Origin of the sequence: Intestinimonas sp. RTP31139st1_F5_RTP31139_211217 (assembly GCF_040226735.1) — a bacterium.
Lineage (GTDB): Bacteria > Bacillota > Clostridia > Oscillospirales > Oscillospiraceae > Intestinimonas > Intestinimonas butyriciproducens.
Window position 1 is genome coordinate 161,021 of sequence record NZ_JBCOAQ010000003.1, and the last position, 26,441, is coordinate 187,461.

Genomic DNA, 26,441 nt, shown 5'->3' on the forward strand with positions numbered 1-26,441 from the left:
GATGAAATATGTGATTTATGCCGGGATTGCCGTGCTGGTCGTCTGGGCCCTTTTCTACTTGATTCGCCACATTCAAAGTCAGATACGGGGAGACTGCGGCTGTGGAGGGTGCACCGGGAACTGTGCATCCTGTGGCAAGCGCTGCGGCAAAAATAAGAAGCGGTAAAGTGAGAACCGCCTCCGGTGACCCGGAGGCGGTTCTGCTTGGCGAGATTCCGCCTGAAAGGGAAAGCGGTCCGCTCCTGCGGTGGGTTCGGCCTCTGCAAAAAGTCGGGCCGGTATTGCTTTTTTCAGAGATTTGCGGCAAGATAGAGGAAAACGAGCGGGAGGATACGCCATATGGAGGGACCGATCTGTTATATTGTGGGCGCGGGAACGTTCTATGAGGAGGGCTTTGCGCCTGAACGGGGAGACTTTGTCATTGCGGCGGACGGCGGATATCAGATCTTGCTGGAGCGGGGCGTCACTATGGATTTGGTAGTGGGGGACTTTGATTCCATAGGCTTTCGGCCGGATCATCCGAATGTGGTGGACCTGCCCGTGGAAAAGGACGATACCGATATGATGGCGGCCATCCGATTGGGACGGGAGCGGGGGTTCCGCTCCTTTTGCCTCTATGGCGGGACCGGAGGGCGGGTGGACCATACGCTGGCAAATCTCCAATCCCTGGTCTGGCTGTCCCGAAGGGGCTGTCAGGGCGCCCTCATCGGAGATGGGTGGACTGCCAGGGCGGTCACCAATGGGATGTGGAGCTTCGGTCCCGAGCATCGGGGACTCCTCTCTGTATTTTGCATGGGGGACAGAGCGGAGGGGGTCTGGCTGCGGGGGCTCAAATATCCGCTGGAGGGCGCGGCGCTTACCTGTGATTTCCCCTTGGGCGTAAGCAATGAGTTCACGGGAGTTGCGGGCAGCGTGTCAGTAGAGCGTGGGACGCTGTTGGTGGTATACTATTGGAAATAGGGCAGGGGAGAGCAAAGCGGAGCGCGGAGACCGATATCGGTCTCCGCGCTCCGCTTTGAAAGGGGATACCTCACTTCTCGGGATAGAACCCGGAGGGAGATTCAGAGAGATTGATCATAATATTTTTCATCTGCGTATAATGTTCCAGAATGACCTTGTGGGTCTCACGGCCGATGCCGGAGGACTTATAGCCGCCGAAGGGGGCGCCCTCGGGGATCGCGTTGTAGGTGTTGACCCACATGCGTCCGGTCTCTATGTGCCGGGACACGCGGATGGCACGGTTGATGTCCCGGGTCCAGACGGCACCGCCCAGACCGTAGGCGCTGTCGTTGGCCATGGCGATGACCTCATCCTCGTCGTGGAACTTGATGACACAGGCCACAGGTCCGAAAATTTCCTCCTGGGCGACCCGCATATGGTTGTCTACGTCCACCAACAGGGTGGGCTTCATAAAGCAGCCTTTGGCCAGGTCGCCTTCGGTAGCGCGCTCGCCTCCGCAGGCGACCCTGGCGCCCTCCTGCTTGGCGATCTCGATGTACTCCAGAATCTTTTTCACCTGATGCTCGTTAATCTGAGCGCCCATTTGGGTGTCCGGCTCCCAAGGCATTCCCACCTTTACGGCGTTGAAGCGGCGGGCGGCCTCCTCGACAAATTGATCATAGATGGTGTCCTGTACAAAGACACGGGAACCGGCGCAGCAGACCTGCCCCTGGTTGAAGAGAATGCCCAACTGCACGCCGTCCATGGCCATATCCCATTTACAGTCGTCAAAGTAGATGTTAGCCGACTTGCCGCCCAGCTCCAGGGTAGAGGGGATCAACCGCTCCGCAGCCGCGCAGGCCACACAGCCCCCCACTTCGGTGGAGCCGGTAAAGGCCAGCTTACGGAAACCGGGGTGGTCCAGGATGTACTGCCCGGCCTTGGAGCCGGACCCGGTGATGACATTGAAGACACCGGTCGGAATCACATCCTGTGTAAGTCTGGCCAACTCCAGGACAGAGAGCGGAGTATCGCTGGAGGGCTTGAACACAGTACAGCAGCCGGCGGCCAGCACGGGCGCCAGTTTCCAGGCGGCCATAAGGAAGGGAAAGTTCCAGGGGACGATCTGCCCAACAACGCCGATGGGTTCCCGGAGAATTAGAGAAAGGGTGTTGCCATCGAGAATGTTGGCCGAGCCCTCCTCCGCCATGATACAGCCTGCAAAATAGCGGAAATGGCGGGCAGAATAAGGAATATCGATGGCCATGGTCTCACGGATGGGCTTGCCGTTGTCCATGGACTCTACCATAGCCAGATGCTCCGCGTTGGCCTCGATGACGTCGGCGATTCGGTTCAAAATAGCGGCGCGCTCGTTGGTCGTGACGTTGCGCCAGGATTGAAAGGCATCCCAAGCTGCGCTCACGGCCTCATCCACATCCTCACGAGTGGCTTGTGCGCAGTCGGCCAGAAGCTCCCCGTTGGCGGGACAGCGGGTCTGAAACGTGGCCCCGTCCTTGGCGGGGACCCACTTTCCGCTGATATAGAGATCAAAGTGGTCCTGTGTTATTTTTCCCATGGTATACGCTCCTTTCAAAAAAGCGGGATGGAACAGTAGGTGACCTGCCGCTCCCATACGAGTATTTCCCAAATAAAACCATAGCACTTTGCACAAAAAAGTTAAGTGATAAAATGCAGAAAATAAAGAAAAATTCTGTATAAATTAATTATATTACATTTATATTCATTTTATAAGAGAAAAATGGAAAATGTAATAATAGAACAAAATAAATAATCTGTTCTGAACAATAGAACAAAATAAAAATGAGATGGCGCGTAGAACAAAAAAGATCGCCTGTCCTTACGTAAGGACAGGCGATCTTTTTTGCAAAGGAAAACGGCCTCCCTGAAAACAGCGAGGCTGGAGAAGATCACACGTCGGAGTCGCCCCAGGTGCGGATACGGCGGAGATAGCGATAGACTGTGGGTTCTGAGATATTCAGCTCTTTGGCGGCCTGACCGACGGAACCTTTGGTAGAGAATACCCCCTGGTGCTCTAAGGCTTGGATGACTTGCTCCTTTTCCTGAGGCGTCATCCGGGATGGCGGCACCCCGAAGTTGAGCACAGTGTTATGGATAAGAGTGGTGGAAAGGCCCGGAATGGAGTCGTCCAGATCTTCCGTGTAGCTGTTCCGGCTGTCTTCACCGGGCAGGGAAAAGGCCCGCATCAGGCCGTGAAGATGCTGAGAGATCGCAAAAAAATCAGAGACATCGTGGTTGATGCAAATCAGGCCGATCAGCGTTCCGTGCTCCTTGATAAAGTACGTCGAGGAGACAAACTGCTTTCCGTTGCGGGTACGGCCCTCGTAATTTGCGATAAAATCCTGTGTTTCATAAATTTGATCCCGGACCAGATTACGGGCCAGCTCCGTCATGGGGTCCCCCACCTTGCGCCCGCTTAAGTGGCCGTTAAAGATTGAGATCACGGAATTCTCCGGATCAGAGACATCGTGGAGAATGACTTCGTAGTTTTTACCGCAAATTTCGCTGATAAAAGTGACCATGGGAATGTAGCGCTCCAGTTGTGCGCGGTTGCTCATAGTATCCCTACTTTCTGCCATTTGCCGCGTAGCAGTATCATTTTAGCGCAGAAAGAGAAAAAATTCAATCCTGGAGGATAAAAAATTTTACTCTTGACAAAATATATGATAATAAATTATAATCAATATGAAATAAAATTATTTGAATGGTCAAGCTATAGCCGCGCCAAGAGGGGGCCATCCGAGAGAAACGGAGGCAGGAGCGGCGCTTCTATGTGCAGAAATTGGCCGGACAACGGCGGGCGCGGGCATCGACAGCGGCCGCCATAACTCTTTGGATCGTTGTGGTATGGGTAGGTGGGGCGGAATGAAATTTGATTTTGATACATGGATCGACCGTCGGGGGACAGCCTCCTTTAAGTGGGATGCCAACGGCACATATTATGGCCGGGATGATGTGATCCCCATGTGGGTGGCGGATATGGATTTTCCCTGTGCCCCTGCGGTGGTGGACGCGGTGAAGCGCCGGGCGGAGCATCCCATCTACGGCTATGGGATCCGCCAGCAGCCCTATTACGACGCGGTGATGGGCTGGCTCAAGCGCCGCCATGGGTTTGAGGTGAAGCAGGAGCATCTGGCCTTCGCGCCTCCGGGCGTCATCTATGCGATGTATGTGCTTCTGCGGCTCATCACAGAACCGGGAGACAAGGTGATGATCCCGATGCCCAACTACGACCCTCTCTTTGACATGGTACAGAAGAGCGGGCGGACGTTGGTGGAGACCCCGCTGGTCTGGAGAGAGGGGCGGTTCACCTTCGACTTTGCGGATCTGGAGACCAAGGCGGCAAACGGTGTAAAGGCCCTGCTCCTATCCAGCCCTCACAATCCCACTGGACGGGTCTGGACCCGGGAGGAACTGCGGACACTGGCCGATATCTGCCTGCGCCATGACATTTTTATGATGGTGGACGAGATCCACTGTGATTTTGTCCCGAAGGAACATCCCCATGTGACCTTTGGTACTCTGGGGGAGGACGTGCTAAAAAGATCCATGATCTGTTATTCCGCGAACAAGGGCTTCAATCTGGGAGGGCTGGGCATGGCTACGGTAGTCCTGGAAGACGGGGGGCTGCGGGAACGGTTCAACAGCGAAATGCTGGCCGCCCAGACCCGGTTGGACAATATCTTCGGTATAGAGGCCCTCATTGCCGCCTATAACGACGGAGAGGAGTGGTTGGATGCGGCCATTGACTATGTCTCGGAGAACAAGCGGCATCTGGAGCGGATTCTGCGGGAACGCATTCCGGAGATCCGCATGATTCCATCGGAAGGGACTTATCTGGCGTGGCTGGACTGTGGCGCGCTGGGTCTGCGGGGAAAGGAACTGGAACATTTCATGGTCCAGAAGGCGGGCGTGGCCTTCTGCGCAGGTTATGAATTCGGTGAGGCGGGGGAGTGTTTTGTGCGGATCAACCTGGCCTGTCCCCGCTGCATTCTGGACGAGGCGCTCAGGCGTATAGAGCGGGCAGTCAAAGCAAGACGAGGATAAAAGAAGGCGGTCTGCCACAGCAGACCGCCTTTTCCCTTGCGGAGAAGCATGAAATTGAGGTATGATAGCCTCAGACTTGTTCCGCCGCCGGAAGCGGGTTCTCATGCCGGTGGCTGCGGAAGTAACGCCAGGCGCAGAACGCGGTGAGGCACAGACAGAGAAGCTCGGAGCAGAGTGTGGAAAACCAGATGCCTTTGTCGCCAAACAGAGAAGAGAGGATTAACAGGGAGGCCACCAGCAATACCAGACTCCTGCCAAAGGAGATGGAAAAGGCGAAAACAGGCCGCTCCACAGCGGTGAAGAAGGCGGCAAAGATGACATTAAAGCCCAGTACCAGGAAAGAGGAGGAATACATCCGAAGGGCTGAAATGGAGTAGGAGAAAACGGCGCTGTCGGTGGGGAGGAAGGCGGAGACGATGGCGGGAGCCCCTAATTCTCCCAGCGCGAAGGAGACGACGGAAAATGCGGCGATCAGGGATACGCCGTATTTCAACAGTCTATGGCAGTTTTTCCGTTCCCCTGCCCCCAAATGGAAGCTGACCAGTGGCTGCATGCCCTGGGCGGTGCCTGTCATGGTCATGAGGACCAGGGTATTGACGTAGCTGATGATGGTGTAGGATGCCAGCGCGCCCTCGCCGATGACCCGGAGAATGGTGTGGTTAAAAAGAAAGATGACCAGACCGTTGGAGAGCTCGTTGAGGCCCTCGGACAGGCCCAGGGGCAGAATGCGGCGATAAGCGGCAAGATCCAGCTTGAACCTCCCCACCCGCAGCCGCTCCCGGTGGGTGAGAAAGTAGCCGAAAAAGACACAGGTGGACGTGACCTGGGCGAGACCCGTGGCAAAGGCGGCCCCCCACACGCCCCAATGAAAGACCAGTACAAAAACGGCGTCCAGCACCATATTCATGAGGGCGCAGGAGATCACACCGATGGTGCTGATGTGGGGGGCGCCGTTGGCCTTGACCTGGACCTCCAGGTTATAGGATATGGTAAAGAAGATGGCAAAGGCGGCGATGGTGCCTACATACTCTTTTACATACACCAGGGTGTCCGGGGTGGCACCCAGGAACAGGGCCACCCGCTCCAGGTTGAGGAGGACCAGGGCACCCAGCAGCAGGCTGGCAATGCCGGTGACGAACAGATTCTGATTGAAATAATTCCGGGCGCGGTCCAGATCCCCCTGGCCCAGCGCGATGGAGATGACCGTGGAAGTACCGGTGGCCAGCAGGATCCCCACCATAAAGACCAGCGAGGTAAAGGGCATGGACAGATTCACGGCCGTCAGGGCGTGTTCTCCCACCCCCCAGGCCACGAAGATGCCGTCCACCATGGTGTAAAGGGAGAAGATCCACATGGAGACGATGGATGGGATGACGAACTTGAAAAACCTCTTGAGCAGGTCCAAAGTAAAACCTCCTTTTCTCTCATCACAACTATAAACCCTCGTATTATCCGAAAGTCAATACCCGGGAGGAAGAAAAATGAAAGACCTCTATAAAATCCATGAGATCGCCAAGCTCTTCGGTCTGCATCCGGATACCCTGCGGTACTACGAGGAAAAAGGGCTGCTCCACCCGGAGCGGGGGGAGAACGGCTACCGAATGTATACCATCCAGGACATCTGCACTCTGAATATCATCCGGGCCCAGCGGGAGCTGGGGGTGCCGGTGGAGGAGATCGGAGCCTACCTGGAACGGCGCACGGTGGAGGTGACCCTGGATTTTCTGGATGAGGAGGAGGCGCTGCTCCGCCGGAAAATGGCCGAACTGGAGGCGGCCAGGGCGGAGGCGTCGGAGCGCCGGAGCCGCCTGCTGCGGTATGGCGGGGCGGCGACGGGGCGGGTGACAAGCAGAACCATAGGGGCGCGGCCCTATGTTTTCCTGCGGGAAGACGTGATCCTGGAGCGGGAGATCGACTTTTTGCTCAAGAAGCTGGAGAAGCGCCACCAGGACTCCATCAAGATCATTGGAAAGCAGACTATGGGCGCGATCCTGGACGGTGAGAGCCTGAAGAAGGGCGTATACAACCACTTCTCCTGCGTGTTTTTCCTCACAGAGCAGGAGCGTCCCCACGACGCGGCGCTTCCTGGGGGAGAGTATGCCAGTCTCTTCTACCGCGGGGCCTATGATCGGCTGGAGGAACACTGGAGAGCACTGCGGGCCGGTCTGGAGGCCCAGGGGCTGACTCCGGACGGCCCGCCTCTGGAGCTCTACCACATCGACGCCCACGATACCAACCGGGAGGAGGAGTATGTGACGGAGCTCCAGGTCAGAGTGGCGCGCGCATAAGAAACGCCGGACGCAGAATCTGCGTCCGGCGTTTCGGGGCGGTAAAACGATCGTGGGGAGAAAGGATTTTCTAGGGGAACCCGGCGTGTTTGTGCGGGTGCGGCCGACTAAGGCTTTCTTGTGAGAAGACCGCCGAACATGCTTGACGCCCGGAGCGCGTCTGTGACCATGCGGTCCCTGTGGTGGTAGAGCAGAGCGCCCACCACAGCCAGCGCAGCGGCCACCCCATATTCCAATGTGCCAAGCGCCCCGGGGAAGAAGGGGAGGAGAATGTTTGCGCAGAGAAACAAAGAGGCGGCGATACCAAAGGCCGCCATGGGCCGTCCGCCCGGCATATAAACCGGGCGGTGGAGGTCGGGATACTTTTTCCGCAGCCACAGCACCGCGGCGAGAGTCATGACCCACATGACGATGGTGGCCAAGGAGGCAATATTGATGAGGGGAAGGAAGAAAAGCTTCCCGGTAAAAGGGGCCAGCAGCACGAAGGAGGCGGTGAACCAGATGCACCGGGTGGGTGTGCCGTATTTCGGGTGGAGCCGGTCGAACCAGCGGGACACCAAGTCGAACTGGGCCAGGCCGTACATCATCCTGGCGGCAGAATAGAGGGTGGAGTTCATTACGCCTACGGCGCCCACGAAAGCGGTGACTAAGAAGAGTAGCCGCACGGCCGGGACGCCGGTGATGTCGACCAACACGTCGGCAAAGGGGGCGGTCCGCCCAATGGCTTCCCGCCAGGGCAGGTTGCCCGCTACGGCTGTGGATACCAGACACAGCATGGAGGTGACCAGGAAAAGACAGACGATGAGGGCCCAGCCTGCTTTTCGGGCCGCTTTTCCCGTGGCGTCGGCAGCTGCCTTAGCCACCGTCTCCCAGCCGGCCACGGAGAACACCAGCAGGGAAAGAAGGGACAGGGAACCACTGAGATCAAAGTCCAGCCCGCCGTCCGAGGCGTAGATGGCGGGATCGAAGTGAACGAAAGCGGCGGCCAGCCCGGCAATGCACATCACCAGCAAGGTGACGGTGGCGATTTTGGCCAAAGCGGCGCACACGCTGGCGCCCCTATACTGAATGTAGAGGATGGCACCGGCCAGCACAAGCTGTACGACCACATTGGGCAAGGTGACGCTGTATCCGCCGACCGCATACAAAAAACAAGTCCGGCCCAATGCGGGAAAGAGTTCGTCCAGCAGGGAGATCGCGGCCAGATCCACCCAGCAAAAGACGATCGCGTTCATCAGAACGCCGGCCCAACCGACCACGAAGCCGCCCCGGCTCCCGAAAGCGGCGGCGGAGTAGACCACCTCGCCTCCTGCCAGGGGCAGCATGGGGATGGCCTCCATATAGGCAAAGGCGAAGGGCAGCTCTATGATGATACACAGCGCAAAGGCCACGATCAGATTGAGGGGGCCGCCGGCGGTTTCCAGCCAAGTGCCCGTGAGCAGCAACCAGGAGGTCCCCAGCATACAGCCGATCCCCATAGCGACCAGGCCGAAAAAGCTGATGGATTGTTTCTCGGGGAAATGGGCCATGGAATACACATCCTTTGCACGGAAAAGACCGCCGCAGCGGTCTCTTGCCCGTTTAGTATATCATAGAGAGATGAAAAAGTCGAGCGGTGGCTTCCGGTGAAAAACAGAGCGGGCCGGACGCCTGCTCCTGACGTCCGGCCCGCTCTGAAAGGAAAGAGGATACAATGAAATGAAAGAATCTGTCTCTTGCAAGTCTTATAGTACCCCATAGATGTTAAAGAAGCGCTTTAAAACTGTTACGAGAACATGAAATCTTTTGGGGGCGCCGGTGGGCGGAGCCTCCTTGCAGATCGACGGTATCTCCAACGCCCCGAGCGATCTGACGGAGAAATGCTCCCGTGGTTTTAGAGGCCCGCACGCAGCCGCTGCGCGCCCTCCCGCTCGGCAACCTCATGCGCATCCTCCGGCTCATCCAGTACGATACCATGGGGATGCTTTTCACCGGTCTCTTTATAAACGGTGACAAAGGTCAGGTAGCCGTCCACGGCCAACTGCCCGGTGAGTTCATCCGAGACCTCTACATGGACCATCAGGCTGGTGGAGCCGGTGTGGACGACGCGGCTGGTAAAACGGACCACGGAGCCGTTGCGTACCGGTGTGCGGAAAGACATACCGTGGATATTGCGGCAGACGATTTCGCTGGGGTCGCCATGCTCGCAGGCGGCGGCGATAAAGGCCGACTCGACGAACCAAGAGGCCGTCCGCGCGGCAAACAGCGTGCCGTGGTGATTGAGATCTTCACTTTTGACTAGGTGTGTGGCATAGTATTTTTTCATAGAAGAGCCCTCCTATTTTTAATAGAGATAGCAGTAATGAGACAGCCGCCGCAAAACAATAAAGTATCCCTATTGCTAATATGCTAACCGCCACTTTGGGGCTAGAGGCTATTGCGTAGACATGGCAGGGCGGAATAAAAATCAGATAGCGGAATACATACGAAACCAGTTGAGGCAGAGCAACTAACAGAGTAAGATGGGATGAAAGAAATTGTTGACTCATTTACGGATCTCTAGAGAACGATGAAACCTCTTAAAGGATAGCCCGGGAAAGAAATGTAGCCAGCAGACCTTTCAGGGATCGCTCTAGCCTCTGACTTGGCCGGAGCATCTCGACTTGGAGGTTGGCTTGCACTTACTTCGTTGCGGAAGTAGATGCTTACGTAGCGGTAAAAGAAAGCAAATAATCCGAACCTATCACCGATTGGAGATAGGTTCGGATTTTTGGTGCCGGTAGTCGGACTCGAACCGACACGATGTCGCCACCAACGGATTTTGAGTCCGTCACGTCTACCAATTCCATCATACCGGCAAATCATGCTCATTTATTATACACAAAGCGGCGGCAGGAAGCAAGTATCTATTTTCGATTTGTGGAGACAAAATTCCGAAATTCCCATACCCAAAGAGAGGGATTTATGGTATGATACAAAAAGGATTCATTTGCGTCGAAGGGAGGGCTGCCGATATGTGGAAAAACGGATGGAGGCCGCTGCTGCTGACGGCGGTCCTGGTATTGCTGGGCGGATGCTCGTTCAACTCGCCGGAGGACCTGTACACGGTGCCCAAGGCAGCGGAGGATTATACCAACCTGCAGATGGAGATCGACAAGGTGCGCAACGCCAATGCGGAGTATGCGGGCCCCCTTACGGGAAGCTATACCCAGCCGGTCCAGCTTATGGACCTGGACGGTGACGGCGTACAGGAGGCGGTGGCTTTTTTCCGGACCACGGCGGTCGACAACTCTCCCCCGCTGAAGATCTACATTTATCACCAGACCGAGGAAGGCCAATATGCGGTCCAAACCATCATAGAAGGGGAGGGCACTGCCATCAACTCTATTTCCTATGTGGACCTGGACGGGCACACAGGCCCGAACGGGGAGACCGACAGAGAGCTGGTGGTGAGTTGGCGGCTGAGCGACCAGATGTACCGCCTGATGGCTTACTCGGTGAGCGGTGGAGAGGCGAATGTGGTCCTCCCCGCCGTCTCCTATACGGAATATACCCTGATGGACATGGACAAGGACAACCAGCAGGAGATCGTGGTTTTGAACCTGAACACGGTAGAGGGCATCTGTCAGGCCGACTATTACGACTACCGGGAGGGGCAGATGGTACTGCGCAGCAGCGCGCCTATGTCGGACGCCATTACCGGATTGGTCAGCAACACCAAGCCCCAGCCTGGATACCTCCGAAATGGAGAGATTGCAGAACCCGCTCTGTTTGTGACCTCGTCGCTGACCACCGGCGTCATTACGGATATTTTTGCTTGGCGGGAGTCGGATCTGGTCAACATCACCCTCAATTCCAACACCGGGATGAGTGATGGGACCTTCCGGCTGAGCAACAGCATTTCCATCCAGGATATCAATGCGGACGGCTATCTGGAGGTCCCGCGGCCCATTGCCTTCCCGGAACTGAGACCGACGGGAAGCGCCGAGAATTTCTACTCGGTCCAGTGGATGCAGTACGATCTCTCCGGGGCGGCTTCGGTGGCGATGATAACCTATTATAACGGGGAGGATGGGTGGTATCTGACGCTGCCAGACAGCTGGCAGGGCAAGATCGCCCTGGCCCGACAGGACAACTCGGGCAGCGGAGAACGGGGCGTACTGTTCTATCCCTATCCTGCGGTGGAGAATCAGGAGCCGCAGCCCTTCCTGGCGATCTACAAGCTTACGGGCCCCAACCAGACGGCCAGGGCTCATGCGGGGAACCGCTTCATTCTGCTGTCTCAGGACGACGCCATTTATGCTGCGGAGTTCATTGACGGCAGCGGCTGGGAATGTGGGCTCACAGAGGAGTCCTTGACAGAGCTCTTCCACCTGATCCAGCCGGACCTCACCTCAGCATCCTGAACGGAAAGGAGTGTCCCACTTGAAAAAAGTATTGGTACTGGAAGACGAGGCCAATATCCGCAGCTTTGTGGTCATCAACCTGAAGCGGGCGGGATATGAGGCCATTGAGGCCGCCACCGGCGAGGAGGCGCTGGCCCAGCTGCGCCGGAATCCGGACATCAAGGTGGCCCTTTTGGATATCATGCTGCCCGATGATATGGACGGCTTCGAGGTCTGCCGCCGCATCCGGGCCAGCGATTCGAAAATCGGAATCATCATGCTCACTGCCCGTACCCAGGAGATGGACAAGGTCACCGGACTGATGACAGGGGCGGATGACTATGTGACCAAGCCCTTCTCTCCGGCGGAGCTCACCGCCCGGGTAGACGCCCTTTATCGCCGCACGGGAGGCGACGTAGAAATGGATGCCGGAGAGATCAGCCAGCCGCCCTTCCTGCTGAATACCCGCAACCGTACCCTGGAGAAAAATGGGGCACGGGTCAAGCTGACCCAGGTAGAGTATTCTATCATGAAGCTTTTCATGGACAACCCGGGCAAGGCCCTCTCCCGTGAAGAGATCCTGGACGCGGTGTGGGGGCGAGACTACTTCGGCGAACTGAAGATCGTGGATGTGAATATCCGTCGCCTGCGCATCAAGATCGAGGACGATCCCACGAACCCAAGCTATATCACCACAGTGTGGGGATACGGGTACAAGTGGGGATTCTGACGGCCCCATCGGGGTGAGGCGAAGGCGCACATAATGGTTTGCCGGGTAAGACCTGGCGGTTAGGCAATGGATTTGTCACGGGCGGATGAAGAGGCGGGACCCTGCAAAACCAGGAGGAGGTGGAATACATGGCAAAAGTGAAGGGGATTCGGAAGCGCTGGATGCTCAACAGTATTTCCGCCGTCCTGCTTATCGTCCTGTTTGCCGTGGCGGCCTTTTCGGCGGCCATTACCAGTTACTTTTATTCCACCATGAGCATTGGACTCAACTCGCGGATCACGTCGGCCCTGCCCTATTTCAGCAGCGTCAAATCCCGGAGCGAGTACTATCAGAGCGCGAGCAACTATGTCCAGAATTTTACGGAGAAAAACCGCCTGGAGCTCCAGATCATCAACCCCAGCGGCAGCATCTATGAGTCCACCAACGACCTGACCATCTCCGGCTCCTACCCCAATACGCCGGATGTGACCGGCGCCATCGAGGAGAGAAAGCAATCCTCCTGGTCGGGGACCGCGCCGGTCACCGGAGAACGGATCATGTCGGTCTCCGCGCCCATCGTCAGCCGCAACGGTACGCTGATAGGGGTCATCCGCATGGTTACATCCCTGAGCCGCGCGGACATCCAGGTGGTGAAGATCGTGGCCGCGGCGCTGGCGGTAGGCGCGACTATCGTACTTCTGGTCTACTTTTCCAACCTCTATTTCGTGCGCTCCATCGTAGAGCCGGTCACGGCGGTCACCGATACCGCGAAGCGCATCGCCGCCGGATCTTATGGCATCCAGATGGAGAAAAAATATGACGACGAAGTGGGCGATCTGATCGACGCTGTCAACGATATGTCCATGAAGATCAAGCAGTCGGAGAAGATGAAGTCGGAGTTCATCTCCTCTGTGTCCCATGAGCTGCGCACCCCTCTCACCGCTATCAACGGCTGGGCCGAGACCATCATGAACGGGGAGGTACGGGACGCCTCCGATGTGAAGAAGGGGATGGGCATCATTGTCTCCGAGGCCCGGCGGCTCACCAACATGGTGGAGGAGCTCCTGGAGTTTTCACGCATCGAGGACGGGCGCTTCACCCTCTCCGTAGAACCCATGGACATCAAGGCGGAGCTGGAGGACGCGGTGTACACATATACGGAGTTTTTCCGCCGGGAGGGCATTACTCTCACCCACACCGACTGTGAAGAGGAGTTCCCCCCCATTCCGGGCGACCCGGAGCGGATGCGCCAGGTGTTCTGCAATCTGCTGGACAACGCGGCCAAGCACGGTGGCTCCGGCAAGCGCATCGATACGGCGATCCGCCGGGAGGGGGATGCCGCCGTCATCACCATCCGGGACTATGGGCCCGGTATCCCGGAGGAGGAGCTCCCCCACGTCAAATACAAGTTTTACAAAGGCAGCTCCAAGGCCAGAGGGTCCGGGATCGGCCTTGCGGTGTGCGAGGAGATCGTCACCCGGCACAACGGTCGCCTGGATATTGGCAACGCTGAGGGCGGCGGGTGCATCGTCACCATCCGCCTGCCGATCGGCAGCTGAGGGATAGAACGTAAGTTCGATAAAAACCTTGCATTTTTCCAATGCATTTGATATAGTAAGGACACAACGCTACATAGCGAAGGAGAACCAAACAGAATGCCTGAAAAAGAACCGCAATCCTGCGCCACGCCCTTCCGCACCATGATCGGCGGGCAGGCCCTTATCGAGGGGATCATGATGCTGGGGCCCGAGAAAAAATCCATTGTGGTCCGCCGTCCGGACGGCGGACTGGAAATCAAGACCGAGGAGCGCAAGCTCATCAAGGACCGACACCCCATCTTGGGCTGGCCCTTTATCCGCGGAGTAGTCAATTTCTGTACCTCCATGTATACCGGCGTCACCGCCCTGATGTACTCGGCGGAGTTTTACCCCGAGGATGAAGCGGGGGAGGAGGAACCCTCCCGATTCGAGCAGTGGCTGGACAAAAAGCTGGGGAGTGAAAAGGCGATGTCCCTTTTCACCACCTTGGCGGTCATCCTGGGTATGGCCTTTTCTGTCGGCCTCTTTTTTGTGCTGCCGACGCTGCTCTCCGGAGCGATCATGTATTTTTTCCCGGCTGTCCCCTTGTGGGCCAGAAACGTGGTGGAGGGGGCCACGCGGGTGGTCATTTTTCTGGGGTACTTGATCCTGTGCTCCAAGATGAAGGACATCCGCCGGGTCTTTTCTTACCATGGTGCGGAGCACAAGACGATCTTCTGTTATGAAAAGGGGCTGGAGCTGACGGTGGAGAACGTGCGCATCCAGCCCAAACACCACCCGCGGTGCGGCACCAGTTTCCTCTTTGTCGTTATCGTGGTATCGATCCTCCTCTCCAGCGTCGTTTTTGCCTTTTGGCAATTCACCAACCCGTGGCTGCGGACGCTGGTCCATCTTGCCCTCCTGCCCGTGGTGGTGGGACTTACCTGGGAATTCAACCGCTATGTGGGAGGACACGACAATCTCTTCTGCCGCGCCGTTCGGCGGCCCGGCATGGCCATTCAGCGCTGGACTACCTTTGAGCCGGACGACTCCATGATCGAGGTGGGCATCGAGGCGCTGAAGCAGGTGCTCCCCAAGGAAAAGGGAAAGGACCAGTGGTGAGTTCTTTGCGGCCCTGAGAGAAACAACTATTTCAGGCGGTGAGAGCATGGCGACCACCTACAACAATCTATATCTGGATACCCGCAAGCGGCTGAAGGCGGCGGGCGTGGAGATGGCCCAGCTTGAGGCGCGGGAGCTGGTATGCTTCGCGGCGGACAAGACGCGGGAGCAGTTCTTCCGGGACCTAACCCTTTACGCCTCCAAGGAGGTGGAGGACAGGGTGGAGGAGCTGACACGCCGCCGCCTGTCCGGAGAGCCAGTGGCCTACATCATCGGAGAGTGGGAGTTTTACGGCCTTCCACTGGATATTTCCCGGGAGGTGCTGATTCCGCGCTCCGATACGGAGGTGCTGGCGGAACGGGCCATCCTCCTGACGCGGGCGGCGGGGGACGGGGCCAGAGTACTGGATCTGTGCGCCGGAAGCGGCTGTGTGGGCCTGGCAGTGGCTGCCAATGCTCCGGACTGCCGCGTGGTGCTGGCCGACCTGTCGGAGGGGGCGCTGCGCATCTGTAAGCAGAACGTCCGGCGCAACCAGCTCAACGCCAGGGTGACCTGTGTTCAGGCCGATGCCATGACCGCCCCGGCCCCGGCCCTTTGGGACTTTGACGTGATTGCCTGCAATCCACCCTATATTCCCCATGGGGATTTGGCGAATCTGGACGTGTCTGTCAGGGATTATGAGCCCTGGGGCGCGTTGGACGGGGGCGAGGACGGCCTGGATTTCTACCGGGCGGTTTCGGCCAGATGGGGGACGGCCCTCCGTCTGGGAGGCACGCTGATCTTTGAAGTCGGCATAGGGCAGGCCCCCGATGTGGAACAAATCATGGCGCAAAACGGCTTTGAGAACATTGTCACCCACCAGGATACCAGAGGGATCTGGCGTGTAGTGGAGGGAACGGCAAATCACTGATGTTTGGAAGGATGATCAAACTTGGCAGATAAAAAGAAGGCCGCCGTGGAGGTTGCGGCGCCCGCCAGCGACAAGCGGAAGGCGCTGGAAACCTGCATGGCTCAGATCGAAAAGGCCTACGGCAAGGGGTCCATCATGCGTCTGGGCGAGAACACCGGCGTGGTGGTGGAGGCCATCCCCACCGGGTCGCTGTCTCTGGACTTGGCGCTGGGGATTGGCGGCGTACCCAAGGGCAGGATCGTGGAGATCTATGGACCGGAGTCCTCCGGCAAGACCACTCTGGCCCTCCATATCGTGGCGGAAGCCCAGAAGCGGGGCGGCGAGGTCGCCTTCATAGACGCCGAGCACGCCCTCGACCCCTCATATGCCCGCGCTCTGGGGGTGGACATCGACTCTATGCTGATTTCTCAGCCGGACACCGGCGAGCAGGGGCTGGAGATCTGTGAAGCTCTGGTGCGCTCCGGCGCCATCGACGTGGTAGTGGTGGACTCGGTGGCCGCGCTCACCCCTCGGGCCGAGATCGAAGGAGACATGGGCGACTCCCATGTAGGCCTGCTGGCCCGGCTGATGAGCCAGGCACTGCGGAAGCTGGCGGGTTCCATCGCCAAGACCAACTGCATCGTGATCTTTATCAACCAGCTCCGGGAAAAGGTGGGCGTGATGTACGGCAACCCCGAGGTCACCACCGGCGGACGGGCCCTCAAGTTCTACGCCTCCGTCCGCATTGACGTGCGCAAGGTGGAGACGCTGAAGGTCGGCAGTGAGATGGTGGGCAACCATGTCAAGGCCAAAGTGGTCAAAAATAAGGTGGCGCCCCCCTTCCGTACAGCGGAATTCGACATCATGTTCGGTGAGGGCATCTCCAAGATTGGAGAGCTCATCGATATCGGTATCCAACTGGACCTGGTCCAAAAGTCCGGCTCTTGGTTCGCCATGGGAGAGACCCGTATGGGACAGGGCAAGGACGCCGCCAAGCAGTACCTGCGGGATCATCCCGAGGTGGCGGAGCAGTTGGAAGAGGACATCCGGGCCAATGCGTATAAGCTGATGCCCACCCAGGCCAAGGCTGCGGCCAAGGCGGCCGGTCGGGCGGTGGATGTGTCCGCCGAGGACTTCGAGGATGAAGATCAGTAAGCTGGAGCCCAGCAAGCGGAAGAAGGGCCGTTTTCTGATCCATCTGGAGAGCGGAGATATTCTTCGGGTGGGCGAGAACGAGATGGCCGATTTTGCTCTCTACACGGGGCTGGAGCTCTCGGAGGCGCAGTTGGCCGCGCTGCGGGCGGCCTCACGGGAGCGCGCCCTCCGGGAAAAGGCCCTGAACGCGTTGACGGATCGGCCTATGTCCCGAAAAGAGCTGACGGATCGGCTGAAGTTGTGGGAGGCCGGTCAGGAGGAGGCCGAGGGTGTAGCCGACTGGCTGGAGGGCCTTGGACTCCTCAACGATGAGGAGTACGCCAAGAGTCTGGTTCGGCATTACGCGGCCAAGGGGTACGGCCCCTATAAGCTCCGGGACGAGCTCTATCGCCGGGGCATCCCCAAACCGTACTGGGAAGACGCCCTCCAGGAGGCAGAGGACCCGGCGGAGATCATTGACGCCCTCCTCTGGCGCAGGCTGGGCGGAGGCGTGGTCGACCAGAAAGCGCTCAAGCGCGCATCCGACGCGCTGGCCCGCCGGGGGTATTCCTGGGGGGACATTCACGCGGGACTGCGCCGCTATGGTGCGGAGATTGAGGAGGAATGACCTGTGGATGCCATGGAATGTCTGTTCACCCGCCGCAGTATCCGAATGTACAAGCACGACCCCATCCCGGAGGAGACCCTGAAAGAGATATTGGCTGCGGCAGCCTGCGCGCCCTCGGCGGTTAACATGCAGCATTGGTATTTTGTTGTGATCCGGACGCCGGAAAAGATGGAGGAGTTCCGGAAGGTGATGCGGGAAGTGAAGGAAAAATTCCACCCCGTGCTCGTAGACCGCTTTCAGCGGCATCCGGAGACCCTCCAGGAGACAGAGACCTTTTTTACCAGTCTGGGCGGCGCTCCGGTCTGCGTACTGGCGTTTTTTCTGAAGGATAACTACCCCGATCGGGATGGGGCTATGCAGTCGGTGTCCGCGGCATTGGAAAATCTGATGCTGGCCGCCTGGGCCAAAGGGGTGGGCTCCTGCTGGATGAGCGCCGCCCAGCGTATGGGCTACAGCGACGAGATCCGGAGAAAATTCGCGCCCGGGAAGGGCGAGTTCGTGGCCGCCATCACCCTCGGATACCCGGACCAGGCGCCTAAAATGCCGCCCCGCCGGGAGGGCCGCTGCGACTTTATTTGAACCACAAAGGAGACATTCTGTTGAAGGTTGCATTCATATCCCTGGGATGTGCCAAGAATCTGGTGAACACCGAGCAGATGATGGCGCTGTGCCGGGAGGCAGGCTATACCGTTACCGGAGAGCCCGAGGGCGCCGACGTAGCGGTGGTGAACACCTGCGGCTTTATCGACTCGGCTAAGAGCGAGGCCATCGATACGATCTTGTCCATCGCCCCCCTCAAGGAGCAGGGCAGGCTGGGCAAGCTGCTGGTGGCGGGCTGCCTCACCCAGCGGTATCAGGACGAGATTTTGGAGGAGCTTCCCGAGGTGGACGGCATCCTGGGGACCGGAAGCTATACCGACATCGTCCCCGCCATTGAGGCCGTATTGGAGGGAGATACCCCCACTTATTTCGGGGACATCGACCACACGATCGAGGATGGGGAACGCCTAGTCTCTACGCCCTCCTATACAGCCTATCTGAAGATCGCGGAGGGCTGTGACAACCGCTGTTCCTACTGCGTCATCCCCTACCTGCGGGGCCGATACCGCAGCCGGCCCATGGAGTCCCTGCTGGAAGAGGCCAGGGGTCTGGCTGAGAGCGGCGTCAGGGAGCTTATGGTCATCGCCCAGGATATCACCCGCTATGGTACCGACCTCTATGGGAAGCGCCGTCTGGCCGATCTGCTGCGAGCGCTGTGCCGGATGGACTTCCACTGGATCCGGCTCCACTATCTCTATCCGGATGAGATCGATCAGGAGCTCATCGATGTCATCGCCGAAGAGTCCAAGATCGTCAAATATCTGGATATCCCCATTCAGCACCTCAGCGACAAAATTCTCAGGGCCATGAACCGCCGGGGGAACGGCGCGCTCATCAGCGACGTGATCTCCACGCTACGGGAGGATATTCCGGACCTAGTGCTGCGCACCTCCATCATCGTGGGATTCCCCGGCGAGGGGGAAGAGGAATTTGAAGAGCTCTGCCGCCTGCTGCCGGGATACTGTTTTCAGCGGGCAGGTGTGTTCACCTTCTCGGCGGAGGAGGGGGCCCCTGCCGCCGCCCTGCCGGACCAGGTGCCGGAGGATGTGGCCAAACACCGCATGGAGCTGCTGGTAGACCTTCAGTCCAGGGTCATGGATCAGTGGAACGAGGACAGACTGGGCACGGTAATGGAGGTCCTGTGCGAGGGCTTCGACGGCGATATGGGCTGCTGGGTGGGGCGGACCTATGCTGACTCTCCGGATATTGATGGGCATGTCTACTTCACCGCCGCCGGACAGATACCGGCGGGCACGTTTGTGAATGTGCGCATCACCGGCACGTCGGACGGAGACCTGACCGGAGAAATCGAGGAGTAGGAACGATATGAATACGGCCAATAAGCTCACACTCACCCGGGTGGTCATGATCCCTATTTTCCTAGTGGTCCTCTACCTGGATTTTGCGTTCAACAAATACATTGCCCTGGCGATTTTTATCCTGGCCAGCATCACCGATTTCATCGACGGCTATGTGGCCCGCCATTACAACCAGATCACGGATTTTGGAAAGTTCATGGACCCATTGGCCGACAAGCTGCTGGTGGTCTCCGCCATGCTATGGTTTGTGGAGGCGGGACAGATGCCGGCCTGGACGGTCCTGATCGTCGTGGCCAGGGAATTTGCCGTAACGGGGCTTCGGCTGGTGGCTGTGGACAACGGACGGGTCATTGCCGCCGGCTGGTCGGGTAAGGTGAAAACCGCTACCACCATGGTCTGTATCTGCCTGATGCTCCTGCCCATCCCGGCGGCGCTCAATGCCGTTTGCGTGGCGCTGATCGTGGCTACCACGGTCTATTCCGGGGCGGAGTATTTTATCAAAAACCGTGACGTACTCAATTGGAACAAGTAATGTACCATAAAAGCGGCGGCCCCATCGGGGCCGCCGCTTTATGGTTTGAAATTGGTTTTACACAGACGCCAAGATGAAGCCCAGGAGCAGAAGAAGAAGATTCCAGAGGGCGAGGGCGGTCAGAATGGCGCCCACGGTTTTCCAGAACGAGAGGGGGCGGAGGAAACGCAAAGGTACAGACTGCGGCGCGCAGGAACAGATTGGCTGGGCACGGGAGAGGCGCCCGGGGACAGCATCTTCATCCAGATAGACGGATAAGCTGTTTCCGCGGCCAAATCGCTGTGCGGTTTCCATACACGCGGCACAGGAAAGCGCCCGCTGAACTACCAGCGGCGTCTGGCCGCGCAGTGTGGCGGCTTCCTCCTCCGCACACCCCATCAGCTCTCCCAGAAGGGCAGCCAGATTCGGGTCGTTGAAGTCGGCCTCTTCCAGAACAAGCGCGCAGGAGAGCTGCTCCAGATCATCGGGCAACTTCCGGGGATGCAGAGGCCGGCCGCAGTGCGGGCAGACCGGGGCTTGATCGGAGACTGCGCTCAGGCAGTCCGGGCAACGGACCAGGGGCATACGGCTCACATCCTTTTTCGGTTGATAAGGGGGCCCGCCCGGCGGATAACCGGGAAAAAGACACTATCCGGTCGGGTGGGGAAAACATCCTGCGCGCGGAACAGAAAGTCCTAAAAAAATATCGACTGTATCAGGTAATATGTTACATATCGGGGAACTTTTTTGAAAGATAAACGTCTACTCGAGTGAAAAGGAGGGAGCGCATATGCGCCATATCCGGCTGGCCTTCTATTCCGCCGCCCATTTTTGGGTGGATCTCTCCTGCGCGCTGCTGTTGCTGGGGGCGGTCTGTCCGGAGGCGGACCCGGTCCGGTGCATCCTCCTCTATAACTTCTCAGCCTTTGCCGTTCAGATGCCCATTGGTCTGCTGGCAGACCGGCTGAACCGGAATCATCAAGTGGCGGCCGCGGGCTGCGGGCTGGTGGCTGCGGCCTGGTTCCTCACCAAAGGGGCGGAGGCGGCTGTACTTGCGGGAGTGGGGAACGCCCTCTTTCACGTGGGAGGCGGACTGGATACGATGAACCGGAGCGGCGAAAAGGCGGGGCCGCTGGGAGTTTTCGTCTCGCCGGGAGCGGCGGGGCTTTTCCTCGGGGCTGCGGCCAGGGGTGCGGCAGAGGCGCTTGCACTGCCAGTATGCGGCGTCTTGGTCGCCGCGGCTGTGCTCATCCTCCTATGGTGCCGGGGGCCGGAGAACCCACCGGCAGCCCTGCCGGAGGGGAGGGGAAAATGGCTCCCAGCGCTGCTATGCCTGCTGCTGGTGGTGGTGCTGCGCTCCTGGAACGGCTTTCTGTTTCGCTTCCCCTGGAAAGGGGCGCTAGAGGCGCCGTTGACATGCGCCGTGGTACTGGGAAAGACGGCGGGCGGACTGGCGGCGGACCGATTTGGGACCAGCCGGACGGCAGCGATCACACTGGGACTCTCGGCGCTTTGTTTTCTGGGGTCCGATTGGGCGCCGATAGGGCTTTTGGGCGTGTTTCTCTTCCAAATGACGATGCCTCTCACTCTGTGGGCGGCGGGCCGGCTGCTGCCCAGCGCCAAAGGGCTGGCGTTTGGAGTGCTTACCTTTGGGCTTTTTCTGGGGGCGCTGCCCACGCATCTGGACTGGGAGCCGATAAGGCCCGGTCCGGAGGTCTATGCCGCCACGGCCCTCCTATCTCTGCCACTGCTGTGCTATGGGCTATGTACGGCCCAGAAAAGAAGGTGAGGATATGCTGGGGATTCTGTCTGCTTCCCTGGCGCTTACCTTGCTCCTGGAGACGACAGCGGCTGCCCTATGGGGGCTCCGGAGGCAGAATCTGCTCCTGGGGGTGATGGTGAACCTGCTCACCAATCCCGCGGCAGTGCTGCTCCACCAGCTTTTTCCCGGATGGGGCGTCACCCTGGTCCTGGAGGGGGCGGTGGTGGTGATTGAGGGGGCCTATTATGCCAAGTATGGCCTGCGGATCCGGCACCCCTGGCTGCTGTCTCTCAGCGCAAATGCCCTCTCTTTTGGAGTGGGGGTTGTTATCAATCGACTGTTGTGAGGAGGTCTTTGCATGAAACGAGCGTGCGCGCTACTTCTGACCCTATTGCTGTTGGGACCCACGGCAACGGCCGATGTGCTCATCGAGCCGTCGGACGATTTTTACCGTACCCATGCAGAAGAATGTGAATACCTCGATCGAAGCTATACGGCCAACGGAAAAGAGGGGTATGTCGCGCTCTACCAAAGCCCGAAATCATCCCGGCAAAGGGAGACCGTGGGTAACGGCGCGGTCCTGCGCGGCAGGTGGATCTACCGTGGGACGTGGCTGGCCGTGGAGGAGGAGGATAGCGAGGAGCTCCGAGGCTGGGTGGAGCTCTCCGAGTGTGTCCCGGTGGCCGACTACCTCTCCTTTGAAGAGGTCCATGGGGGAGAGTTTGTACCCTATGACCGTGCCCTGGATACCAATTTCGCAGATATTGAGAATGTGGTGCTATGGACCTACCCCGGTTCCGGGAAGATCGCCTGGGCAAAGGCAGACGCCCGGTGGTTCCGGGAAAACGTCATGCCCGCCGAGGCATTTTCCCAATGCTGGGAAGACGGTGAGGGCCGTCTGTGGGGGTTCGTAAACTACTGCTATGGGTGGAGAAACACCTGGGTCTGTCTCTCAGACCCGGACAACACGGATTTGGCCGCCGACCCAGAGGTGTTGCCGGAGAAAACGGTCTACTATCCGGCGGCGGACCCTGTGCCCGCTCCCTCCAGCGGTGTGTCCGGCCTGGCGGCGGTGCTGGTGGTCCTGGTGGTTGCAGGTACCGCCGTGCTGATCCCGGTGGTGTGCCGGGGCGGCAGACGCCCCGGAGAGTGAGCGCGGCGCGGAAGAAAAAGCAGCCGATCTGGAAGGAGGGCCGGGTTTCGCTTGCAATATCTGCGCTTTTCGAGTATAATATCAAAGATTGAAACAGTGGGCGGGAATGGCGCCCGCCGGACGATAAGATACGAGGAAGTGCAGAAGATGAAGTACGATTTTGCCAGCATCGAACCCAAGTGGCAGAAGAAATGGCTGGAAGAGAAGACCTTCCACTGCGAGAATCACAGCAGCGACAAACCTAAATTCTATGCGTTGGTAGAGTTCCCTTATCCCTCCGGTCAGGGGCTCCATGTGGGGCATGCCCGCCCCTACACCGCTATGGACGTGGTGGCGCGCAAACGCCGGATGGATGGCTATAACGTTCTTTTCCCCATGGGATACGACGCCTTTGGCCTGCCCACAGAGAATTACGCCATCAAAAACCACATCCATCCCGCCAAGGTGACGCACGATAATATCCAGAACTTCCGGAGGCAGCTCCAGATGCTGGGCTATTCCTTTGACTGGGACCGGGAGATCAACACCACCGATCCGGCCTACTACAAGTGGACCCAGTGGATCTTCCTTCAGCTTTACAAGCACGGCCTTGCCTATAAGACGACAATGCCCGTAAACTGGTGCACCTCCTGCAAGTGCGTGTTGGCCAACGAAGAGGTGGTGGAGGGGGTATGTGAGCGCTGCGGATCTCCTGTCATAAGAAAAGAGAAGAGCCAGTGGATGCTGAAGATCACAGAATATGCCCAGCGGCTCATCGATGACCTGGATGGGCTGGACTTCATCGAGCGGGTGAAGATCCAGCAGAAAAACTGGATTGGCCGGTCCACCGGTGCGGAAGTTGCTTTCAAGGCAACCACCGGAGACGACATCGTGGTGTTTACCACCCGGCCGGATACCCTTTTCGGTGCCACCTATATGGTGCTCTCCCCAGAGCATGAGCTGCTCAAGAAGTGGATGCCCCTGCTGGGCAATGCGGACGAGGTGAAGGCCTATCAGGCGGCTGCGGCCTCCAAGTCCGATTTGGAGCGCACCGAGCTCAATAAGGAAAAGACCGGCGTATGTCTGGATGGTGTGAAGGGTGTCAACCCCGTGAATGGAAGAGAAATCCCGATTTTCATCTCCGACTATGTCCTGGCAACCTACGGTACCGGCGCCATTATGGCGGTGCCCGCCCACGATGACCGCGACTGGGAATTTGCCAAGAAGTTTGGCTGTGAGATCATTGAGGTGGTATCCGGCGGCGAGGATGTGCAGAAGGCTGCTTTTACCGCCAAGGACGAGACCGGTATCCTGGTGAACTCCGAGTTCCTGAACGGGCTCACCGTCAAAGATGCCATTCCAGTCATTACCAAGTGGCTGGAGGAGAAGGGCATCGGCAAGGCCAAGGTCAACTACAAGCTCCGGGACTGGGTATTCTCCCGCCAGCGCTACTGGGGTGAGCCCATCCCCATGGTCTACTGTGAAACATGTGGCTGGCAGCCCCTGCCCGAAGATCAGCTTCCCCTGCTCCTCCCGGATGTGGAGAGCTATGAGCCCACGGATGACGGTGAAAGCCCCCTCTCCAAGATGACGGAATGGGTGAGCACCACCTGTCCGCACTGTGGCGGCCCCGCCCGGCGGGAGACGGATACGATGCCGCAGTGGGCCGGTTCCTCCTGGTATTTCCTGCGGTATATGGACCCCTGCAACGACAAGGCGCTGGCCTCCCAGGAGGCCATGGCCTATTGGTCCCCGGTGGATTGGTACAATGGAGGGATGGAGCATACCACGCTGCATCTCCTCTACTCCCGGTTCTGGCACAAATTCCTCTATGATATCGGCGTGGTCCCCACGAAGGAGCCTTACCAGAAGCGCACCAGCCACGGCATGATCCTGGGCGAGGGCGGCGAGAAGATGTCCAAGAGCCGCGGCAACGTCATCAATCCCAATGATGTAGTGGCCCAGTACGGCGCGGACACCATGCGCCTTTATATCATGTTTATCGGGGACTTTGAGAAGGCGGCCGCCTGGAGCGACAACGCGGTCAAGGGTTGCAAGCGATTCCTGGATCGGGTATGGAACCTGATGGATGCCTGTACGGACAGCTTGGACTATACGCCGGTCAATGAGCTGGCTATTCACAAGGCCATTAAGAAGGTGTCCTCCGACATCGAGGCGATGAAGTTCAACACTGCCATTGCCGCGCTGATGTCTCTCGTCAACGATTTTTATGCCAATGGCTGTTCCAAGGGAGATATGAGCGCGCTGCTGCTGATGCTCTCTCCCTTCGCGCCCCATATGGTAGAGGAGATGTGGGAGCTCCTGGGCTTTGCCGCAGAGAGGGGCATGGCGTGTCGCCAGCCCTGGCCTGCATATGACGAGAGCAAGACCATTGAGGCCGAGGTCACCCTGGCCGTTCAGGTGGGCGGCAAGCTGAAGGGAACCGTCAGCGTACCCGTGGACAGCGATGACCAGACCTGCGTGGACGCCGCCCTGGCGCTGGACAAGGTGGCCAAGATGCTGGAGACGATGACGGTGGTTAAGACCATCGTAGTCAAAAACAAGCTGGTCAATGTGGTGATGAAACCAAAGGCGTGAGCTCATTTGCCCTTGGGTGCCATACAGGTTTCAGATAAATGACAGAGATATCCCCAAATTTAATAGTTCTGTAATATCTGAAGCCTTTTCATTTAACATCTTGCGGGTATTATAATACCCGCAAGAGACAGTTTCTTTCCTTTCATTGTATCCTCTTTTCTTAGGCGAAGCCGGACGTCAGGGAGCGGACGTCCGGCTTTTGCTTTATGCAGGGGGAGGCACCTTTCCGTGTCATAAAATTGACACATCCCCTTTCCGACCAGGGGATTCGGCCAAAATGATGTTACTGATATTGAAATTTGGTTAAATTTTGGTTAATTCAGCACAGAATCCCTTGCGCCTTAGTAGGATGCGGTATAGAATAAGACCAGAATCCCAAAGAAAACGAATTTAGGAGGTTTTTCATATGACTTCTTTTGACGAGCTGAAATCCAAGGCGCTGGACCTGGCGCAGGCGGGGGCCGCCAAAGCCAAAGAGCTCACCGACATCGCCAAGCTGAACATCGCCAATTCCGCCGAAGAGGATGCCATCCGCAAAGCCTATATCGATCTGGGCAAGCTGTATTATGCGGAGCGGGGCATGGCACCCGAAGGGGCTTATATGTCCCTGTGTGAGAAGATCACCGCTTCCAAACAGAAGATCGAGGAGAACAAGGCCAAGATTGCGGAGATGAAGGCCGCTGGCAACATTGACGATGATGTGGTGGTCTCCACCTGCGACTGCGGGTGCAGTTGTGACGTGCCGGAAACCGAGGTGCCTCATGAAGAGCCCCCGGTGGTGGAACCTCTGGCCCATGATGGGACCAAAGAGTAACACTTGAAGGATAAAAACGGCGGACCGCT

General features: G+C 58.2%; 25 protein-coding genes, 1 tRNA gene and 1 pseudogene. 20 read left to right on the forward strand and 7 right to left on the reverse strand.

Features of this window, described 5'->3' with window-relative positions:
• The first annotated feature begins 1 nt into the window (after position 1).
• On the forward strand, positions 2 to 166 hold the full coding sequence (locus tag ABUA09_RS04285; protein WP_158453383.1) for a hypothetical protein: 165 nt from the start codon (positions 2 to 4) through the stop codon (positions 164 to 166).
• A 173-nt stretch (positions 167 to 339) separates the two neighbouring features.
• Entirely contained in the window at positions 340 to 960 is a 621-nt protein-coding gene (locus tag ABUA09_RS04290) for a thiamine diphosphokinase (RefSeq protein ID WP_208318902.1), read from the forward strand.
• A 70-nt stretch (positions 961 to 1,030) separates the two neighbouring features.
• Here the strand turns inward: ABUA09_RS04290 and ABUA09_RS04295 are convergent, their stop codons facing one another.
• Positions 1,031 to 2,515, reverse strand: coding sequence for an aldehyde dehydrogenase family protein (locus tag ABUA09_RS04295; RefSeq protein ID WP_208318897.1), 1,485 nt, complete (start codon positions 2,513 to 2,515; stop codon positions 1,031 to 1,033).
• 352 nt (positions 2,516 to 2,867) lie between these two features.
• On the reverse strand, positions 2,868 to 3,536 hold the full coding sequence (locus ABUA09_RS04300; protein WP_349949104.1) for a helix-turn-helix transcriptional regulator: 669 nt from the start codon (positions 3,534 to 3,536) through the stop codon (positions 2,868 to 2,870).
• A gap of 307 nt (positions 3,537 to 3,843) precedes the next feature.
• On the opposite strand from ABUA09_RS04300, the gene ABUA09_RS04305 reads away from it, so the two are divergent.
• Positions 3,844 to 5,025 carry a MalY/PatB family protein gene (locus ABUA09_RS04305; protein WP_279202279.1) on the forward strand — a complete coding sequence of 394 codons (1,182 nt, stop codon included), beginning with the start codon at positions 3,844 to 3,846 and terminating at the stop codon, positions 5,023 to 5,025.
• Between the two features lie 70 nt (positions 5,026 to 5,095).
• Here ABUA09_RS04305 and ABUA09_RS04310 read toward each other — a convergent pair whose 3' ends face one another.
• Positions 5,096 to 6,430, reverse strand: coding sequence for an MATE family efflux transporter (locus ABUA09_RS04310; RefSeq protein WP_227151963.1), 1,335 nt, complete (start codon positions 6,428 to 6,430; stop codon positions 5,096 to 5,098).
• A gap of 76 nt (positions 6,431 to 6,506) precedes the next feature.
• Here ABUA09_RS04310 and ABUA09_RS04315 point away from each other — a divergent pair, with 76 nt between their 5' ends.
• Positions 6,507 to 7,313, forward strand: coding sequence for a MerR family transcriptional regulator (locus ABUA09_RS04315; RefSeq protein ID WP_227151964.1), 807 nt, complete (start codon positions 6,507 to 6,509; stop codon positions 7,311 to 7,313).
• A 107-nt stretch (positions 7,314 to 7,420) separates the two neighbouring features.
• Here ABUA09_RS04315 and ABUA09_RS04320 read toward each other — a convergent pair whose 3' ends face one another.
• On the reverse strand, positions 7,421 to 8,842 hold the full coding sequence (locus tag ABUA09_RS04320) for an APC family permease (protein WP_279202282.1): 1,422 nt from the start codon (positions 8,840 to 8,842) through the stop codon (positions 7,421 to 7,423).
• Positions 8,843 to 9,186: 344 nt separating this feature from the next.
• Positions 9,187 to 9,618: an acyl-CoA thioesterase gene (locus ABUA09_RS04325; RefSeq protein WP_033118170.1), complete on the reverse strand. Its 432-nt coding sequence runs from the start codon at positions 9,616 to 9,618 to the stop codon at positions 9,187 to 9,189.
• Positions 9,619 to 9,697: 79 nt separating this feature from the next.
• Between ABUA09_RS04325 and ABUA09_RS04330 the strand changes: the two are divergent.
• Positions 9,698 to 9,796: pseudogene (locus ABUA09_RS04330) on the forward strand (IS200/IS605 family transposase); the annotation flags it as partial.
• 267 nt (positions 9,797 to 10,063) lie between these two features.
• Here the strand turns inward: ABUA09_RS04330 and ABUA09_RS04335 are convergent.
• Positions 10,064 to 10,150: transfer RNA gene (locus ABUA09_RS04335), tRNA-Leu, on the reverse strand.
• Between the two features lie 156 nt (positions 10,151 to 10,306).
• On the opposite strand from ABUA09_RS04335, the gene ABUA09_RS04340 reads away from it, so the two are divergent.
• The 10 genes from ABUA09_RS04340 (at position 10,307) to pgsA (ending at position 20,127) form a co-directional block, all read left to right on the forward strand.
• Positions 10,307 to 11,698 carry a hypothetical protein gene (locus tag ABUA09_RS04340; protein WP_033118169.1) on the forward strand — a complete coding sequence of 464 codons (1,392 nt, stop codon included), beginning with the start codon at positions 10,307 to 10,309 and terminating at the stop codon, positions 11,696 to 11,698.
• A 19-nt stretch (positions 11,699 to 11,717) separates the two neighbouring features.
• A complete protein-coding gene (locus ABUA09_RS04345; RefSeq protein ID WP_033118168.1) occupies positions 11,718 to 12,407 on the forward strand; it encodes a response regulator transcription factor in 690 nt (229 codons plus the stop codon).
• A gap of 128 nt (positions 12,408 to 12,535) precedes the next feature.
• Complete coding sequence (locus tag ABUA09_RS04350) at positions 12,536 to 13,945, forward strand: sensor histidine kinase (RefSeq protein ID WP_116722550.1); 1,410 nt, start codon at positions 12,536 to 12,538, stop codon at positions 13,943 to 13,945.
• A 96-nt stretch (positions 13,946 to 14,041) separates the two neighbouring features.
• The gene (locus tag ABUA09_RS04355) at positions 14,042 to 15,025 is read left to right on the forward strand and encodes a DUF1385 domain-containing protein (protein ID WP_033118166.1); all 984 of its coding nucleotides are present in this window, start codon (positions 14,042 to 14,044) and stop codon (positions 15,023 to 15,025) included.
• Between the two features lie 46 nt (positions 15,026 to 15,071).
• Positions 15,072 to 15,935 (forward strand): peptide chain release factor N(5)-glutamine methyltransferase, encoded by an 864-nt coding sequence (prmC, locus tag ABUA09_RS04360; protein WP_033118165.1) that lies wholly within the window; start codon positions 15,072 to 15,074, stop codon positions 15,933 to 15,935.
• Between the two features lie 21 nt (positions 15,936 to 15,956).
• Entirely contained in the window at positions 15,957 to 17,069 is a 1,113-nt protein-coding gene (gene recA / locus ABUA09_RS04365) for a recombinase RecA (protein ID WP_279202427.1), read from the forward strand.
• Positions 17,056 to 17,676 carry a regulatory protein RecX gene (locus tag ABUA09_RS04370; protein WP_279202429.1) on the forward strand — a complete coding sequence of 207 codons (621 nt, stop codon included), beginning with the start codon at positions 17,056 to 17,058 and terminating at the stop codon, positions 17,674 to 17,676. The genes recA and ABUA09_RS04370 overlap by 14 nt, the downstream gene beginning before the upstream one ends.
• Before the next feature lie 12 nt (positions 17,677 to 17,688).
• A complete protein-coding gene (locus ABUA09_RS04375; RefSeq protein WP_195608296.1) occupies positions 17,689 to 18,255 on the forward strand; it encodes a nitroreductase family protein in 567 nt (188 codons plus the stop codon).
• 20 nt (positions 18,256 to 18,275) lie between these two features.
• Positions 18,276 to 19,595 (forward strand): 30S ribosomal protein S12 methylthiotransferase RimO, encoded by a 1,320-nt coding sequence (rimO, locus tag ABUA09_RS04380; protein ID WP_195615327.1) that lies wholly within the window; start codon positions 18,276 to 18,278, stop codon positions 19,593 to 19,595.
• A gap of 7 nt (positions 19,596 to 19,602) precedes the next feature.
• On the forward strand, positions 19,603 to 20,127 hold the full coding sequence (pgsA, locus tag ABUA09_RS04385; RefSeq protein WP_033118162.1) for a CDP-diacylglycerol--glycerol-3-phosphate 3-phosphatidyltransferase: 525 nt from the start codon (positions 19,603 to 19,605) through the stop codon (positions 20,125 to 20,127).
• Positions 20,128 to 20,184: 57 nt separating this feature from the next.
• Here the strand turns inward: pgsA and ABUA09_RS04390 are convergent, their stop codons facing one another.
• Complete coding sequence (locus ABUA09_RS04390) at positions 20,185 to 20,691, reverse strand: hypothetical protein (protein WP_279202432.1); 507 nt, start codon at positions 20,689 to 20,691, stop codon at positions 20,185 to 20,187.
• 205 nt (positions 20,692 to 20,896) lie between these two features.
• On the opposite strand from ABUA09_RS04390, the gene ABUA09_RS04395 reads away from it, so the two are divergent.
• The 5 genes from ABUA09_RS04395 (at position 20,897) to ABUA09_RS04415 (ending at position 26,412) form a co-directional block, all read left to right on the forward strand.
• Entirely contained in the window at positions 20,897 to 21,895 is a 999-nt protein-coding gene (locus ABUA09_RS04395) for an MFS transporter (protein ID WP_279202434.1), read from the forward strand.
• Positions 21,896 to 21,899: 4 nt separating this feature from the next.
• The gene (locus tag ABUA09_RS04400) at positions 21,900 to 22,214 is read left to right on the forward strand and encodes a hypothetical protein (RefSeq protein WP_033118160.1); all 315 of its coding nucleotides are present in this window, start codon (positions 21,900 to 21,902) and stop codon (positions 22,212 to 22,214) included.
• Between the two features lie 12 nt (positions 22,215 to 22,226).
• Positions 22,227 to 23,021 (forward strand): hypothetical protein, encoded by a 795-nt coding sequence (locus tag ABUA09_RS04405; RefSeq protein WP_279202435.1) that lies wholly within the window; start codon positions 22,227 to 22,229, stop codon positions 23,019 to 23,021.
• 147 nt (positions 23,022 to 23,168) lie between these two features.
• Positions 23,169 to 25,598: a leucine--tRNA ligase gene (gene leuS, locus ABUA09_RS04410; protein WP_195608678.1), complete on the forward strand. Its 2,430-nt coding sequence runs from the start codon at positions 23,169 to 23,171 to the stop codon at positions 25,596 to 25,598.
• 406 nt (positions 25,599 to 26,004) lie between these two features.
• Positions 26,005 to 26,412, forward strand: a complete 408-nt coding sequence (locus tag ABUA09_RS04415; protein WP_075704251.1) for a serine proteinase — start codon at positions 26,005 to 26,007, stop codon at positions 26,410 to 26,412.
• The last annotated feature ends 29 nt before the right edge of the window (positions 26,413 to 26,441 follow it).